Genomic DNA, 14,820 nt, shown 5'->3' with positions numbered 1-14,820 from the left:
GGGCGATTCTTGGGTGCCCTTTTTTCGGCCCTCGGTTGCCAATATCACCTGCCCGGCCTGTGACTAGGGCCACCGATACGGCAGTATGGGGGCCAGGCGGCAGCGTGGCCGTGGTCACCGCGTACCCCGGTCTCACCTTCTGCCGCAGCCAGGCGTCTTTCGCCCCACGAGGGACACGACGTGGCGCCACCGATGCGCGGCAGACACACCCCGTCGCCGACGCACCACTGACAGGGAGAACACGGATGACCAAAGTCGAGCGCGCGGCCTCCCGCCGCGGCGGCAAGCGCTCGGGACCCCCCGAGCCGGAGTTCGTACAGCTTCTTACCCCTGAGGGCGAGCGAGTCTCACACCCCGACTACTCCGTCGACTTCACCGATGACGAGCTGCGCGGGCTGTACCGCGACCTGGTCACGGTGCGCAAGCTCGACGCCGAGGCGACCGCCCTGCAGCGACAGGGCGAGCTGGGCATCTGGGCCAGCCTGCTGGGTCAGGAGGCGGCGCAGGTCGGTTCCGGCCGGGCGCTGCGCAAGCAGGACATGGCCTTCCCGACATACCGGGAGCACGGCGTCCTGTACTGCCGCAACATCGACCCGATCATGCCGCTGGGCCTGTTCCGCGGCGTGGACCAGGGCGGCTGGGACCCGGTGGCGCACCGGTTCAACATGTACACGATCGTCATCGGCGCGCAGACGCTGCACGCGACCGGCTACGCCATGGGCATCGTCAAGGACGGCAAGGTCGGCGACGACGACGAGACCAGCGAGGCCGTCATCGCCTACTTCGGCGACGGCGCGACCAGCCAGGGCGACGTCAACGAGGCGTTCATCTTCGGCAGCGTGTACAACGCGCCGATCGTGTTCTTCTGCCAGAACAACCAGTACGCGATCTCCGAGCCGCTGGAGCGCCAGACCCGCATCCCGCTGTACCAGCGCGCGGCCGGTTTCGGCTTCCCCGGCATCCGGGTCGACGGCAACGACGTGCTGGCGACGTACGCGGTGACCCGCGCGGCGCTGGACAACGCCCGCCACGGGCAGGGCCCGACGCTGGTCGAGGCGTACACCTACCGGATGGGCGCGCACACCACCTCCGACGACCCGACCCGCTACCGGGTGGCCAGCGAGGTCGAGGCGTGGCAGGCCAAGGACCCGATCGTGCGGATGCGCAAGCTGCTGGAGAAGCAGGGCATTGCCGACGAGGCGTTCTTCGCCGCGGTCGACGAGCAGGCCAAGGTCGAGGCGGTGGCGCTGCGCGAGCGGGTGCTGTCGATGCCCGACCCGGACCCGGCGACCATGTTCGACCACGTCTACCCCACCGGCTCGCCGCTGATCGACAAGCAGCGCGCCGAGTTCGCGACCTACCACGCCTCGTTCGAGGGGAGCCACTGATCATGGAGACGCTTACCCTCGGCAAGTCGCTCAACCTGGGCCTGCGCCGCGCGATGGAGGACGACCCCAAGGTCCTCATCATGGGCGAGGACGTCGGCAAGCTCGGCGGCGTGTTCCGCATCACCGACGGCCTGCAGAAGGACTTCGGCGACGAGCGCGTCATCGACACCCCGCTGGCCGAGGCCGGCATCGTCGGCACCGCGATCGGCCTGGCGCTGCGCGGTTACCGCCCGGTCGTCGAGATCCAGTTCGACGGCTTCGTGTACCCGGCGTACGACCAGATCGTGTGCCAGGTGGCGAAGTTCCACTACCGGTCGCGGGGCAAGGTCAGCCTGCCCATGGTCATCCGGATCCCGTTCGGCGGCGGCATCGGCGCGGTGGAGCACCACTCCGAGTCGCCCGAGGCGTACTTCTCGCACACGGCCGGTCTCAAGGTCGTGGCGTGCAGCAACCCGTCCGACGCGTACTGGATGATCCAGCAGGCCATCGCCAGCGACGACCCGATCATCTTCTTCGAGCCCAAGCGGCGCTACTGGGAGAAGGGCGAGGTCGACACGGCCGCGCCGCTGTCCTCCGCGTACCCGCTGCACAGCTCGCGCGTGCTGCGCTCCGGCGGCGACGCGACGCTGCTGGCGTACGGCCCGATGGTGCGCACCTGCCTGGACGCCGCGACCGCGGCGGCCGAGGACGGGCGCAACCTGGAGGTCATCGACCTGCGCTCGCTGTCCCCGCTGGACATGGCCCCGGTGTTCGAGTCGGTCCGCAAGACCGGCCGCGCCGTCGTCGTGCACGAGGCACCGGGCAACATCGGCCTGGGCGCCGAGGTCGCCGCGCGGATCTCCGAGGAGTGCTTCTACTCCCTGGAGGCCCCGGTGCTGCGGGTGACCGGCTACGACATCCCCTACCCGGCCTCCCGGGTGGAGGAGGAGTTCCTGCCCGACCTGGACCGCGTGCTCGAGGCCGTCGACCGCTCCTTCGGGTTCTGAGGGGGCTGACCTATGGCGATCAACCAGTTTCCCCTGCCCGACCTCGGTGAAGGACTGACCGAGGGCGAGATCCTCAAGTGGCTCGTCGCCGAGGGCGACGTCATCGAGCTGAACCAGCCCATCGTCGAGGTGGAGACCGCCAAGGCGGCGGTCGAGATCCCGGCGAAGTGGGCCGGCACCGTCGTCAAGATCTACGTGCCCGAGGGCACCGTGGTCGAGGTCGGCTCCCCGATCATCGCGATCGACACCGGCGGCCCGTCCGCGCCGGTCGCCGACGACATGTCCCAGGGTGCCGCCGCGCAGGCCGAGAAGGCCGCGGCGGAGCCCACCGGAGGCCTGATCGGCGAGACCACGGCGTCCGGCCGCACCGCGGTGCTGGTCGGCTACGGCCCTCGGGTCACCGCCGCGAAGCGCCGCGCCCGCAAGAGCGACGCACCTGCCCCCGTGGCCTCGGCTCCGGCCGCGCACGCCCCGGCGGCGCAGGTCGTGGCTCCGGCCGCCCCGGCTCGCCCGGCCGTCACCCCTCCGGTCGCCCCGGCCGCCGTCGCTCCGCCGACGGGTGCCAACGGGCACGGCGTGCTGGCCAAGCCGCCGGTCCGGATGCTCGCCCGCACGCTGGGCGTCGACCTGTCCGGGCTGACCGGGACCGGGCCGCAGGGCTCGATCACCCGGGACGACGTGCAGGCCGCGCTGACTGCCCCGGCCGCCGCCGCGCCGCGTGCGCAGGTGGTCATGGTCCCCGGCGAGCGCGAGACCCGGGTGCCCATCAAGGGTGTACGCAAGCTGACCGCCGCCAACATGGTCGCCTCGGCCTTCACGGCTCCGCACGTCACCGAGTTCCTGACGGTCGACATGACGCGGTCGATGAAGGCGCTGGAGCGGCTGAAGGCCAACCGCGAGTGGCGTGACGTACGCGTCTCGCCGCTGCTGCTGGTCGCCAAGGCCGTGCTGCTCGCGGCCCAGCGCCACCCGATGGTCAACTCGTCGTGGGACGAGGCGGCGCAGGAGATCGTGGTCAAGAACTACGTGAACCTGGGCATCGCCGCGGCCACCGAGCGCGGCCTCATCGTGCCGAACATCGCCGACGCGGGACGCCTGTCCCTGCGGGAGCTGGCCGACGCGATGACCGACCTGGTGGCGACGGCGAAGTCGGGCAAGACGCCGCCGTCGGCGATGTCCGGCGGCACGTTCACGATCACCAACGTGGGCGTGTTCGGCGTGGACACCGGCACCCCGATCCTGCCGCCGGGCGAGGCCGCGATCCTGGCCTTCGGCGCGGTGCGGGAGACCCCGTGGGCGCACAAGGGCAAGGTCAAGCTCCGCCAGGTGACCACCCTCGGCCTGTCCTTCGACCACCGCATCATCGACGGCGAGCTGGGCTCGAAGTTCCTGCGGGACATCGGCGCCTTCCTGGCCGACCCCGAGGCGATGTTCCTCGCCTGGACCTGATCGGTACGGGCGGTCCCGTCTGAGCTGCGCCATTAGTAGCACCAGCAGGACCGCCCGTTCGGAAGGGCACCTTCCACAACGCGGAGCGATGTGAAGGTGCCCTTCCTTATGGGAGGAGCAGCGGCGTGATTCATGACACTGATCCGTTCGCGACTCCGGAGTCGGCGCGCAGCGATGTGCGGCGGCTACGGGGGCGGTTCGGCATGACGGTGTGCCTGTGGACCGCGCCCGGCCCGGCGGGGCTGACGGTGTCGTCGACGCTGGTGGTCGACGGGGAGCCGGGACGGCTGCTGGGCGTCGTCGACGACGAGTCGGAGCTGTGGCCGGCCATCGAGCGGGCGGGCGTGTTCGCGGTGACGCCGCTGGGGGAGCCGCACCGGCAGCTGGCCGACCGGTTCGCCGGGCTGATGCCCGCGCCGGGCGGCCTGTTCAAGCAGGAACCGTGGACGCAGACGCCGTACGGGCCGATTCCGGCGGGCACGACGACGTGGGCGGGCTGCCGGCTCGACGGCCACCGGCCGTTCGGCTGGGGGCTGCTGGTCGAGGCGAGCCTGATGGAGATCACGCTCGGTGACGCGGCATCTCCGCTGCTGCACCACCGTGGCAGGTACACGACACTGTCGTGATCAAGGCCGTTCCTGAGGCAACCGGCGTGTGACCTGCCGCGCCACGATCATCGCGTACCCGGAGGTTGTCGCGGCCGCCTCGTAGGCTGGTTCTCATGTCCCAGCAGACGCCTGACGAACCCGAGGCCACCCCCCAGGCTGGGGACGCCGGAGCCGGGGATGCGTCCTCGACTCCGCAGGCCACGCCCGCACAGCGCCCGACCGGCCGGGCGTCGGTCGGCCGCGCGTCGGTGACGCCGCCCCCGGGCAACTTCACCGACCTGCCCACCGGCCCGTACCCGTCGGTGCGCGGCTCGTCGGGCGGCGACAAGAGTGCGGGCACCTACCGCAGCACCGCATCCGGCAGCGCGGCATCGGGCGCGGCGGCGTCCGGCGGCTCGTCGTCGGAGGACAAGGCGTCAGGCCGCGGATCGGCGCCGAAGGCCACGACCGGGCGCGCCTCCGTGCCGTCCGGACCGTCGTCGGGTGCGGCCCGGACGTCGTCGTCCTCGTCGCGCGGGCGGGGCGCGAGCTCGGCGCGGGTGCCGGTGGCCGGTTCCGGCAACACGTACGGCGCCTCGAAGAAGAAGGCCCAGCCCAAGTGGGGCCGGATCGCGCTGGTCGCCCTGATCGCGCTGGCCCTGTGCGGTGGCCTGGGCCTGGGCGGTGCGTGGCTCTACGCCAAGAGCGTCGAGGGCGACCTGTCGCGCACCGACCCGTTCTCGGCGCTGACCGGCGGGCGGCCGCCCAAGACGGTCAACGGCAGCCAGAACATCCTGCTGGTGGGCAGCGACTCGCGAGACCCGGACGCGGCCACCGACAAGGGCGGCGAGTGGCGCACCGACACCATGATCGTCATGCACATCCCGTCCTCCCAGGACCGGGCGTACCTGATCTCGCTGCCTCGTGACCTGCACGTCTACATTCCGAAGGACGCCGCCGCGGCCGACTGCGGCACTCGCAAGGCGAAGCTGAACGCGGCGTACGCGTTCGGTGGCATGCCGTTGCTGGTGAAGACGGTCGAGTGCTACACCTCGGTGCGGATGGACCACGTGATGCTGATCGACTTCGGCGGCTTCACCGAGGTGGTCGACGCGCTGGGCGGCGTGGACATGAAGATCGAGAAGACCATCACCTCGATCCACAAGCCGAAGCGCACCTTCACCAAGGGCACCATGCACCTCAACGGCGCGGAGGCCCTGGACTACGCCCGGCAGCGCAAGCAGTTCCCGGACGGCGACTTCGCCCGCATGCGCCACCAGCAGCAGCTGCTCAAGGCACTGCTGGACAAGGCCGTCAGCGGCGGCATCGTGACCAGCCCCGGCAAGCTGAACGACTTCCTCGGCGCGGTCACCAGCGCGGTCACCGTCGACCAGGACTTCAAGCTGATCGACATGGCGATCCAGTTCCGCGGCATCCGCAGCGACGACCTGATCTTCCTGACGAACCCGCACAAGGGCAGCCAGATGGTCGGCGGGGAGAGTGTGGTCGTCTCGGACAAGGAGAAGGCGGTCGCGCTCTACGACGCGGTCGGCAAGGACACCATGAAGCAGTGGTACGAGACCAACGTCAGCCCGCCTCCGTCGCCCTCTGTCAATAATTAGCAATGAAAATTTATCACAAATAGGCCTAAATCCATCTGATTTGGTCTATGCAGCCTCGCGGTTCCGTAGACCGAGCCATTACAGTGGCTCGGTCTACGGCTAACCAGACCCCCGGGGGGACGCGTGGCGAACAAGCAGCGGCGAGGCGGTTCGAAGAACGCCGTGCCCAGCCAGCGAAGCCGCCGACAGCCCGCAGACCCCTACGCGGACGCCTACGACGAGCCCGCCGGCAAGAAGGCCGGACACTCGCTGAGCAAGGGCAAGTCCAAGGGCAAGAAGAAGACCAAGCGCGCCGCCCCCCTCTGGGCGAAGCTGACGCTGACCTTCGGCGCCCTGCTGATGATGGTGGCCGGTGGCGCGATCGTCGGCATCAGGTCCTTCGAGGGCAACCTGACGGAGAACGTCTCGGTCGTCGACGTCCTCGGTGACGCGGGCAAGACCGACGCGGGCCCGGAGGGCAACGACCTCACGGGCGCGATCGACATGCTGCTGCTCGGCATCGACGTGCGCGCCACCCAGGAGAAGAACAACGCCCGCGCGGACACCGTGCTGCTGCTGCACATCCCGGCCACGCACGACCAGGCGTACCTGATGTCGATCCCGCGTGACACGCAGGTCAGCATCCCGGCCAACCCCAAGACCAAGTACAGCGGCGGCAGCGACAAGATCAATGCGGCCTTCTACTTCGGCGCGCAGAACGGCGGTGGCTGGGCCGGTGGACTGGGCCTGACCGCGAAGACGGTCACCAAGCTGACCGGCATCACCTTCGACGGCGCGGCAGTCATCGACTTCGGCGGCTTCAAGAAGATCATCGACGCCCTCGGCTCGGTGAACGTCTGCGTCGAGGAAGACTCCGAGTCGCTGCACTACTACCACGTCAACGGCAAGATCACTTACGTCAACGAGCACACCGCCGCAGGCCGTGGCTACAAGCCGTACGTGCACAAGAAGGGCTGCCGGGAGAAGCCGGGCTGGGAGGCCCTGGACTACTCGCGCATTCGCAAATCGCTCGACGACGGCGACTACGGCCGCCAGCGCCACCAGCAGCAGCTGATCAAGGCGATGGCGAAGAAGGCCGGTTCGAGTGGTGTGCTCACCGACCTCAACAAGATCAACGCTCTGATGAAGGCCGTGGGCGAGTCCATGATCCTGGACACGCACGGCGTGCCGCTGATCGACTTCATGTTCTCCCTGAAGGATCTGGCCGGTGCGGATCTCGTGCTGCTGAAGACGAACGCGGGCTGGTACAACAGCTCCGGCAGCGGCGGCGAGGCACTCAGCTCCAGCACGATGCAGATGTTCCAGGCCGCCAAGAACGACAAGCTCGGACAGTTCACGCTGCTCAACCCCGAGTTCGTCAACAGAGAGAAGTGACCGCGCCACGTAACGGCGACCAACACCACGCACCGGACCTGGGGAGTCACGTGGCGACACCGACGCTGAACAAGAACGAGCAACGGGGCTCGGTGCCGCGACAACGCGCTCGCAAGGGCAACGACGCGGACCAGCCCTCCGCCGGGACGGGCAGAGGAAAGAAGAAGCGCGGCACCCCGCTGTCGGCCAAGCTGGCGATCACCTTCGGCGCGCTGCTGATGATGATCTCCGGTGGGGCGATCATCGGGGTCAAGACGATCGTCGGCAACATCGAGGGCAACATCCAGGTCTCGGAGAGCGGCGACCTGGTCGACCCGGAGACCTCCGCAGCACCCGCCGCACCGGCCGGTAAGGCGTTCGAGGGCGCGTTCAACATCCTGCTGCTGGGCATCGACACCCGCGCCGGCCAGGACGCGACGAACGCCCGCTCCGACACCATCCTCATCCTGCACGTGTCGCAGAACCACGATCAGGCCTACCTGATGTCGGTGCCGCGCGACGTGAACATCCCCGGCTCCCAGCAGAAGATCAACGGCGCTTTCACGAACGGCCTGGGCAGCAACGGCGACTGGAAGGGCGGCCTCAAGTCGGCGGCCAAGTCGATCAGCAAACTGGCCGGTGGGATGACGTTCCAGGCGGCGGCGGTCATCGACTTCGGCGGCTTCAAGACTTTCATCGACGCGCTCGGCACGGTGCCGATGTGCGTGGAGGCACCGACCAAGTCGATCCACAACTACATGGTCAAGGGAAAGCCGAAGTACATCGGCGGCATCGCCGACGAGCACGAGGCGGACAGCTACGCGCGCCGCAGCGGTAACCCGCGCTTCCTGCACAAGCCCGGCTGCCGGGAGATGGCGGGCTGGGAGGCCCTGGACTACGCACGGCAGCGATACCTGCCGGACGGGTCCGGTGACTACGGCCGCCAGCGCCACCAGCAGCAGCTGATCAAGGCGATGGCGAAGAAGGCCGGGTCCGCCGGGGTGCTCACCGACTTCGGCAAGGTCAATGAGCTGATCAGCGCTGTGGGCAAGTCCATGCTGCTCAGCCTGCCGAAAGGGATGGGCGTCACCGACTTCCTCTTCACCATGAAGGACATGGCCGGCGCGGACCTGGTGCTGCTCAAGACCAACGCGGGCACGTACAAGAGCATCATCGTCAATGGGAAGTACCAGGGCGAGGGCCTTGGCGAGGACACCAAGGACATGTTCCGGGCCGCAAAGAACGACAAACTGGGCAACTTCGTACTTCTGCATCCAGAGGTCGTCAACAACGAGAAGTAATTTCGGATTCAACGCCTCCGGGAGTGAGCGGTCCATACGCTGAGAGTGAGGATTTCTCGCTCCCGGGGAGGCGGGCATGGCCAGCTCCGCGTGGCGTTCCGGTGACGGCGGTGGGAAACCCGACCGGGACACCGGCGTCGGCTGGCCCTCCGCCTCGGTGGCACCGCCCGGACACGCGTCGCCACGATCCGGACTCGGCTGGCCCGACAGCGGGCGGGCACACAGCCACCGTGCCGCCCGTACGCCCCGGCCCGAACCGCACCGCCGCCGGCGCTGGCCGCACGCGCTGATCGCCGTCCTGGTGGGCCTCGTGCTGCTGGCCGGCGGAGGCCTGGTCGCCGGGCAGGCGCTGGTACACCGCTACGAGTCCAGCGTCAGCCGTGACGTGCTGCTCGACCCCAGCGCCCGCGACGACGGCGACGCGTACGTCGGCTGGCGCAAGCTCAGCGGCCCGCTGAACTACCTGCTCATCGGCTCCGACCTGCGCACCTCGAACCCCGGCGGGGGCCAGCGCTCGGACACCATCCTCGTCGTGCAGGTCGACCGCGAGCTCAACCACGCCTACGTCATCTCGATCCCGCGTGACCTGCGCGTGGAGATACCCGCCGCAAACGGCAGCCCGTTCGGCGGCGGGCGTCAGCGCATCAACGCGGCGTTCGAGGCCGGTGGGGGCGGCAGCGGCGGGGTGCAACTGCTCTCGGCGACCCTCACCCAGCTCACCGGGATGCGGTTCGACGGTGCCGCGGTGGTCGACTTCGGCGGGTTCACCCAGGTCATCAACAGCCTCGGCGGGGTGAACATGTGCGTCGACACCGAGGTGCGCTCGATCCACACCAAGCGCCTGTTCACCGTCGGCTGCCGCCAGATGAACGGCGAGGAGGCGCTGGACTACTCGCGCCAGCGCTACGGCCTGCCCGGTGGCGACTTCGACCGGCAACGCCACCAGCAGCAGCTGGTGAAGGCGATCCTGAGCAAGGCGCTGGACAGCGGGGTCACCCGCAACCCGGTCAAGCTGGACCAGTTCATCCGGGGCATCGGGCAGTCGCTCACCCTCGACACGGGCCAGGCCACGCTGACCGACCTGATCGTGGCGCTGCACAACATCCGGCCCGACTCGCTCACCGGCATCCGGGTGCCGTCGTACGCGCAGAGCATCGGCGGGGTCTCGTACGTGCTGCTGCAGGACGGCGCCGAGGACCTGTTCCGCGCCATGCGCGATGCCGACCTGGCCACCTGGGTGCAGCAGCATCCCGAATGGGTCAACCCCATCTGAGCCCGCTCCGCGGCGTTGATCGGTCGTCCAGCCTCCGCTGCGCTCCGGCCGGACACCGAGCGGCCGGATCGACGGCTCCTGGTGACCTTTACACTTGCAGGCGTGTTCGCTGCGCAGATCCCCACCGCCACCGTCGCCGAGGTGCCCGCCGACGCGTTCCTGCTCGACGTCCGCGAGGACGACGAATGGGCCGCGGGCCACGCCCCCGACGCCGTCCACCTGCCGATGATGCAGATCCCGGCCCGCATGGCCGAGGTGCCGACCGATCGCGAGGTCTTCGTGCTCTGCCGGGTCGGCGGCCGCTCCGGACAGGTCGTGTCGTACCTGCGCCAGCAGGGCTGGGACAACGTCACCAACGTCGACGGCGGCATGATGGGCTGGGCCGCCGCCGGCCGCCCGGTCGTCGCCGTCGCCGAGGGCCTGCCGCCGCAGATCATCTAGTCGTGAGCGAGCGCAACGAGGAGAAGGCGTGAGTCGCACCCCCGACCGGTCCCCACTGGTGTTCGCCCATCGGGGTGCGTCGGCCGCGCTGCCCGAGCACACGCTCGCCGCGTACGCCCGCGCGCTGCGCGAGGGGGCGGACGGCGTCGAGTGCGACGTGCGGCTCACCCGTGACGGGCACCTGGTGTGCGTACACGACCGGCGGCTCGACCGGGTCAGCGACGGGCGCGGGCCGGTGGCCGCGTACACGCTGGCCCAGCTGCGCTCGTTCGACTTCGGGTCGTGGCACGCCAGCGGGGAGCCCGCCGGGGTGCTGACCCTGGAAGAGCTGCTAGACACCGCGCGCCAGGCCGGTCGGCCGGTGCGCATGCTCATCGAGACCAAGCATCCCAACCGGTACGGCAAGGCGGTGGAGTACCGGCTGCGCGCCGTGCTGAACCGGCACGGCCTGACCAGCGCGGTCAAAGACGCGCCGGTGCGGGTGACGGTGATGTCGTTCTCGCCGCTGGCGGTGCGCCGTTCCCGCGAGCTGCTCCCGTCATTGCCTACGGTGCAGCTGATGGACCTGCTGCCGCCGGGCCTGCGGATCCGGCGGCTGCCGTTCGGCACCCGCATCGCCGGGCCGGGCCTGGAACTGGTGCGCCGACGGCCGGACCTGGTGCGCCGGTTGAAGGCCGGCGGCCACCAGGTCTACGTGTGGACCGTCAACGCCACCGACGATGTGGACCTGCTGCTCAAGCTGGGTGTCGACGGCATCATCACGGACCGTCCGGGCGAGGTGCTGGCACACCTCGGTCGTTGAATCATCACTGATCGGCCACAACTCTGGCGCGCCGCTGCTCGGGCAGGCAGGATCCTGCGTGTGGAGGTGGCCTACCGCGAGCTGACGCTGGGTATCGCCGCGCTCTTCAACGACCCGGTCACCGGTCGCGGCGGCCTGCCCGCCCTGGACCGCCTGATGCACCTCGGCCAGTACGCGCTGGGCGTGCCGGGCATGGCCGTCGCCGAGCTGCACAGCACCGGCGCGGGCCGGGTCATCGCCGCGACCGGCACCGCCGACTGGGCGTTGGGCCGCCCGGTTCAGCCGGAGGTCGTGGCCGCGGTTCTGCGGCCGGGCCCGGCGACCTACCGGGTGGAGCTGGGCGCCGTCGACGACGAGGCCTCCGACCAGATCACGTCGCTGGGCAGCCGGTGGATCCTGCTGCACCGGATCGATCTCGACGGCCGCACGCCCGCGCTGCTCGGCGCGTTCATGCCCGACGAGCGGCCCGCCGATCCCGACCAGCTCGCGGTGATGGCGCTGCTCGGCGCGACCGTGGGCCGCCTCTACAGCGAGCGCGCCGGGCTGCCGGTGCAGCACGCCGGTGACGACCTGGCCGACCGCGAGCTGTTCATCGCCGTGACGAGCCACGAGCTGCGCACGCCGGTCACGGTCATCAAGGGGTACGCCGACACGCTGCGCGACCACTGGGGCCAGCTCGACGACAAGGCCCGGCGCGAGGCGGCCCGGGTGATCGGCCAGCGCAGTGACGAGCTGGCCCGTTTGGTCGACCGGTTGCTGGCGGCGAGCACCGACACGGCGGTCGGCACGCTGTCGCCGGGCCCCTTCGACCTCGTCGAAGCGCTTCGCCACGCGGCCGCGAACCTGCCCGCCGACCTGCGCCGCCGGTTCCGGCTGGAGCTGCCGGAGCGGCTGCCGCTGGCGTACGGGGACCGGGCCACCATCCCGAACGTGCTGACCGAGCTGGCGACCAACGCCGACAAGTACTCGGCCCGCGAGCAGGCCGTGGTGCTGACCGCCGGCCACGACCGGCGCACGGTGTACTTCCAGGTACTCGATCGGGGGATAGGGATCGCCCCTGAACAGGTTCACCAGGTGTTCGAGCGGTTCTGGCAGGCGGACAGCGGGGACGGACGGCGGTACGGTGGTGCCGGTCTGGGTCTTTATCTCGTCCGAAAGACTATTGAACGACAAAACGGATGGGTGTCCTTACGTCCCCGGGATGGGGGAGGTACGGTCGCAGAGGTACGGCTGCCGCGAGGTGACGTGAAGAGGGATGCGCGCGCATCCGGGGAGGCATGATCGTGTCGATGGCTGTCGCTGAGCGAGCCTGGTGCGTGGTGGTCCCCCACCACGCCCGCGGCGCACAGCAGGCGCGACACCGCCTCGCCGCCGCCCTCGCCGGAGCCGTCACGCCGAACCTGCTCGCCGATGTCGTCTCGGTCGCCGCGGAGCTGGTCGGCAACGCCGTGCGGCACGCCGAGCCGCTGCCGGGCGGGGTGGTCCGGCTCGCCTGGCGGCTGCGTACCGTCGAAGCCAAGCAGGTCATCGAGGTCCGTGTCACCGACGGCGGGGCGCAGCAACTGCCCCGGCCGCGCACGGCGGGCGCCGAGGACCCGGACGGCCGTGGCCTGACCATCGTCGATGCGCTCGCCGTCCGGTGGGGTGTCGAGCGGGACGGTCTGGGTCAGAGCGTCTGGGCGGAACTAAGCTGACCGGTGATCCGACGCCGAGCTTAGGAACGGTCGATGAGTAAGAAGAACCGCCTCGAAAAGAAGCAGCAGCCCAAGCAGCCGAAGGTGCGTGACGTCTTCGTGGCCCGCCCGTTCGACGGGCTGGCCGCCGAGACCGAGCTGGTGGCGCTGCGCGAGCTGGTGCCCGCGGCGACCGCCCCGCTCACCCTGGCCCCGGAGTACGTCGAGAAGTACGGCGACCGGCAGGTCGTCCTGGCCACCATCCTGCCGATGGCGTGGCCCGCGCTGACCAAGACCGACGGCCGGATCCTGCTCGGCCTGCAGCGGCACGAGCGCTCCGGTGACGTGAACCGCGACCTGGCCGTGGCGCTGCTGTGCGCGCTGGAGGGCGAGCCCGGCGCGCCGGTGAACGTGCCCCCGCTGCCCGGCGAGGGCCCGCGCCTGGCGGATCTGCTGGTCAACGCGCCGCTGGACGTCACGGTGTACGACGGCTTCGACTTCTGGCTCGACGCCGACCAGGAGCGCGACGCCGAGGTCTCGGCGTCGCTGGACGCCGCCAACGCCTCGGTGTACCCGACCGTGCGGATGGCCGCCGCACCGTCGGCGTACTGGTGCCGGGTTCCGGAGAAGTCGCACGTGCGCTGGGTCCTGCCCGACAGCGAGGACGTGGCGCTCAACGCGCTGGCCCGGCTGAGCGCGGCGGGGGAGCTGAAGCTCACCGAGCAGACCAAGTTCGCCGGGATGTTCCGGGCGCACGGGCTGCTCGTGCCGGTGTGGGACCTGCCGTCGGCCCCGGAGGCCGGGGACTGGGAGGAGCCGCTGGCCGCGGTCGCGACGCGGTACGCCGCGGCGAAGGCCGTCGACGCCCCGCTCACGCAGGACGAGCGCCGGGCGCGGCAGGGCCTGCTCGGCCGCCAGCTCACCCTGCGCTGACCTGCTCTTTCACGTACGTTTCGGTCCGCCCGTGCTGCTCCGGTGGCACGGGCGGCGCCGTGTCCCACGATGTGCCCACCGAGCCTCCGTCCGGCACGTGAAGATCTCGTGGGTGCTGAGATGGCAGACCTGCCGGATGAGCCCCAGGGAATGAAGCTGAATCGGACATTCATCTATTCATTCGTGCTGAGTGCCAGATTTGCCCCCTGACACATCGATAAAACAACACGTACGGTAAGGGACACCTAACTCAATGCGTGTCTGTTCCACCCGGAGGCACACCATGACCGTCTACCCCGATCGTGCGCCCTTCCCGCGCCCGACCTTCGGACGCTCCCCGAGCCTGCCGGTGCCGTCAGGACCAGACACCGCCCCGCCGCCCGGGTCCCCCATCGACTGGGCCCGCCGCCGCCGCGCCGTGCGGCGCATGTCCGCCGCCGAGAACCGCGCGGTGCACCGCCTCGGCCGGGACTGGCACGTCATTGAGTGGCCGCACGACCTGCTCACCAGTCAGACGCCGACCGCCGAGAAGTCGGCCAAGACCCCGCCGTCCAGCGCGGGCTTCCTGGCCATCGGCCCCGGTGGCATCTTCAGCGTCAGCCTCGCGCAGCACGGACGCAGCCGCGTGCTCATCGCCGGGGACGTGGTGCAGATCAGCGGCCGCCGGCCGCCGTACATCTCGCAGGCCCGGCGCGACGCCAAGCGGGCCGCGAAGGCGATCTCCGCCGCGGTCGGCCAGGACATCAAGGTGTTCGCGGTGCTCGCCTTCGTCGGCAGTGGACCGATCAGCGTCAACGGCCTGCCCAAGGAATGCATCGTCACCTCGTACCGCGAGCTCGACAGGGTGCTCGACTCCACCGGCCGCCGGATCACCGGCACGACCGCCGAGAAGCTGTCGCAGGTGGCCCGCAACCCCGCGATCTGGGTCAATCAGCCGCACGCCGCGGGCAGCGGTTACACCTGGCATCCGGAGGGCGCCGCCCCCGGTGACAAGGGCACTGCGCGCGGGTAA

The 14,820-nt window shown here is 70.1% G+C and carries 14 protein-coding genes; all 14 read left to right on the top strand.

Annotated features, from left to right (window positions below; all coding sequences use genetic code 11):
* The first annotated feature begins 245 nt into the window (after positions 1-245).
* The 14 genes from pdhA (at position 246) to HAV40_RS13195 (ending at position 14,820) form a co-directional block, all read left to right on the top strand.
* Positions 246-1,388 (top strand): pyruvate dehydrogenase (acetyl-transferring) E1 component subunit alpha, encoded by a 1,143-nt coding sequence (pdhA, locus tag HAV40_RS13260; protein ID WP_166381267.1) that lies wholly within the window; start codon positions 246-248, stop codon positions 1,386-1,388.
* Complete coding sequence (locus tag HAV40_RS13255) at positions 1,385-2,374, top strand: alpha-ketoacid dehydrogenase subunit beta (RefSeq protein ID WP_166381483.1); 990 nt, start codon at positions 1,385-1,387, stop codon at positions 2,372-2,374. Before pdhA ends, HAV40_RS13255 begins: the two co-directional genes overlap by 4 nt.
* Before the next feature lie 12 nt (positions 2,375-2,386).
* Positions 2,387-3,823 carry a dihydrolipoamide acetyltransferase family protein gene (locus HAV40_RS13250; RefSeq protein ID WP_166381266.1) on the top strand — a complete coding sequence of 479 codons (1,437 nt, stop codon included), beginning with the start codon at positions 2,387-2,389 and terminating at the stop codon, positions 3,821-3,823.
* Positions 3,824-3,948: 125 nt separating this feature from the next.
* Positions 3,949-4,449, top strand: coding sequence for a flavin reductase family protein (locus tag HAV40_RS13245; protein WP_239086072.1), 501 nt, complete (start codon positions 3,949-3,951; stop codon positions 4,447-4,449).
* 443 nt (positions 4,450-4,892) lie between these two features.
* Complete coding sequence (locus HAV40_RS13240) at positions 4,893-6,032, top strand: LCP family protein (RefSeq protein ID WP_239086094.1); 1,140 nt, start codon at positions 4,893-4,895, stop codon at positions 6,030-6,032.
* A gap of 162 nt (positions 6,033-6,194) precedes the next feature.
* Positions 6,195-7,406, top strand: a complete 1,212-nt coding sequence (locus HAV40_RS13235; protein WP_239086074.1) for an LCP family protein — start codon at positions 6,195-6,197, stop codon at positions 7,404-7,406.
* Positions 7,407-7,456: 50 nt separating this feature from the next.
* Positions 7,457-8,686, top strand: coding sequence for an LCP family protein (locus HAV40_RS13230; RefSeq protein ID WP_166381264.1), 1,230 nt, complete (start codon positions 7,457-7,459; stop codon positions 8,684-8,686).
* 76 nt (positions 8,687-8,762) lie between these two features.
* On the top strand, positions 8,763-9,959 hold the full coding sequence (locus HAV40_RS13225) for an LCP family protein (protein ID WP_166381263.1): 1,197 nt from the start codon (positions 8,763-8,765) through the stop codon (positions 9,957-9,959).
* 102 nt (positions 9,960-10,061) lie between these two features.
* On the top strand, positions 10,062-10,400 hold the full coding sequence (locus tag HAV40_RS13220; protein ID WP_166381262.1) for a rhodanese-like domain-containing protein: 339 nt from the start codon (positions 10,062-10,064) through the stop codon (positions 10,398-10,400).
* Between the two features lie 28 nt (positions 10,401-10,428).
* Positions 10,429-11,202, top strand: coding sequence for a glycerophosphodiester phosphodiesterase (locus HAV40_RS13215; RefSeq protein ID WP_239086076.1), 774 nt, complete (start codon positions 10,429-10,431; stop codon positions 11,200-11,202).
* 60 nt (positions 11,203-11,262) lie between these two features.
* Positions 11,263-12,483: a sensor histidine kinase gene (locus tag HAV40_RS13210; RefSeq protein ID WP_239086078.1), complete on the top strand. Its 1,221-nt coding sequence runs from the start codon at positions 11,263-11,265 to the stop codon at positions 12,481-12,483.
* Between the two features lie 8 nt (positions 12,484-12,491).
* Positions 12,492-12,896 carry an ATP-binding protein gene (locus HAV40_RS13205; protein ID WP_308441010.1) on the top strand — a complete coding sequence of 135 codons (405 nt, stop codon included), beginning with the start codon at positions 12,492-12,494 and terminating at the stop codon, positions 12,894-12,896.
* 33 nt (positions 12,897-12,929) lie between these two features.
* Positions 12,930-13,808, top strand: a complete 879-nt coding sequence (locus HAV40_RS13200; protein WP_166381260.1) for a DUF5926 family protein — start codon at positions 12,930-12,932, stop codon at positions 13,806-13,808.
* A 283-nt stretch (positions 13,809-14,091) separates the two neighbouring features.
* The gene (locus HAV40_RS13195; protein WP_239086079.1) at positions 14,092-14,820 is read left to right on the top strand and encodes an NERD domain-containing protein; all 729 of its coding nucleotides are present in this window, start codon (positions 14,092-14,094) and stop codon (positions 14,818-14,820) included.

The sequence above is a fragment of the Catellatospora methionotrophica genome (genome assembly GCF_011297335.1).
Taxonomy (GTDB): Bacteria; Actinomycetota; Actinomycetes; order Mycobacteriales; family Micromonosporaceae; genus Catellatospora; species Catellatospora methionotrophica.
Note: the sequence above shows the minus strand (reverse complement) of the source record. Positions and strands in the feature narration are given on the sequence as shown.

What these genes read in the sequence shown, in the direction of transcription:
- pdhA (WP_166381267.1), top strand. Translation starts at nt 246, where the DNA reads ATGACCAAAGTCGAGCGCGCGGCCTCCCGCCGCGGCGGCAAGCGCTCG.
- HAV40_RS13250 (WP_166381266.1), top strand. Translation starts at nt 2,387, where the DNA reads ATGGCGATCAACCAGTTTCCCCTGCCCGACCTCGGTGAAGGACTGACC.
- HAV40_RS13225 (WP_166381263.1), top strand. Translation starts at nt 8,763, where the DNA reads ATGGCCAGCTCCGCGTGGCGTTCCGGTGACGGCGGTGGGAAACCCGAC.
- HAV40_RS13205 (WP_308441010.1), top strand. Translation starts at nt 12,492, where the DNA reads ATGGCTGTCGCTGAGCGAGCCTGGTGCGTGGTGGTCCCCCACCACGCC.
- HAV40_RS13200 (WP_166381260.1), top strand. Translation starts at nt 12,930, where the DNA reads ATGAGTAAGAAGAACCGCCTCGAAAAGAAGCAGCAGCCCAAGCAGCCG.
- HAV40_RS13195 (WP_239086079.1), top strand. Translation starts at nt 14,092, where the DNA reads ATGACCGTCTACCCCGATCGTGCGCCCTTCCCGCGCCCGACCTTCGGA.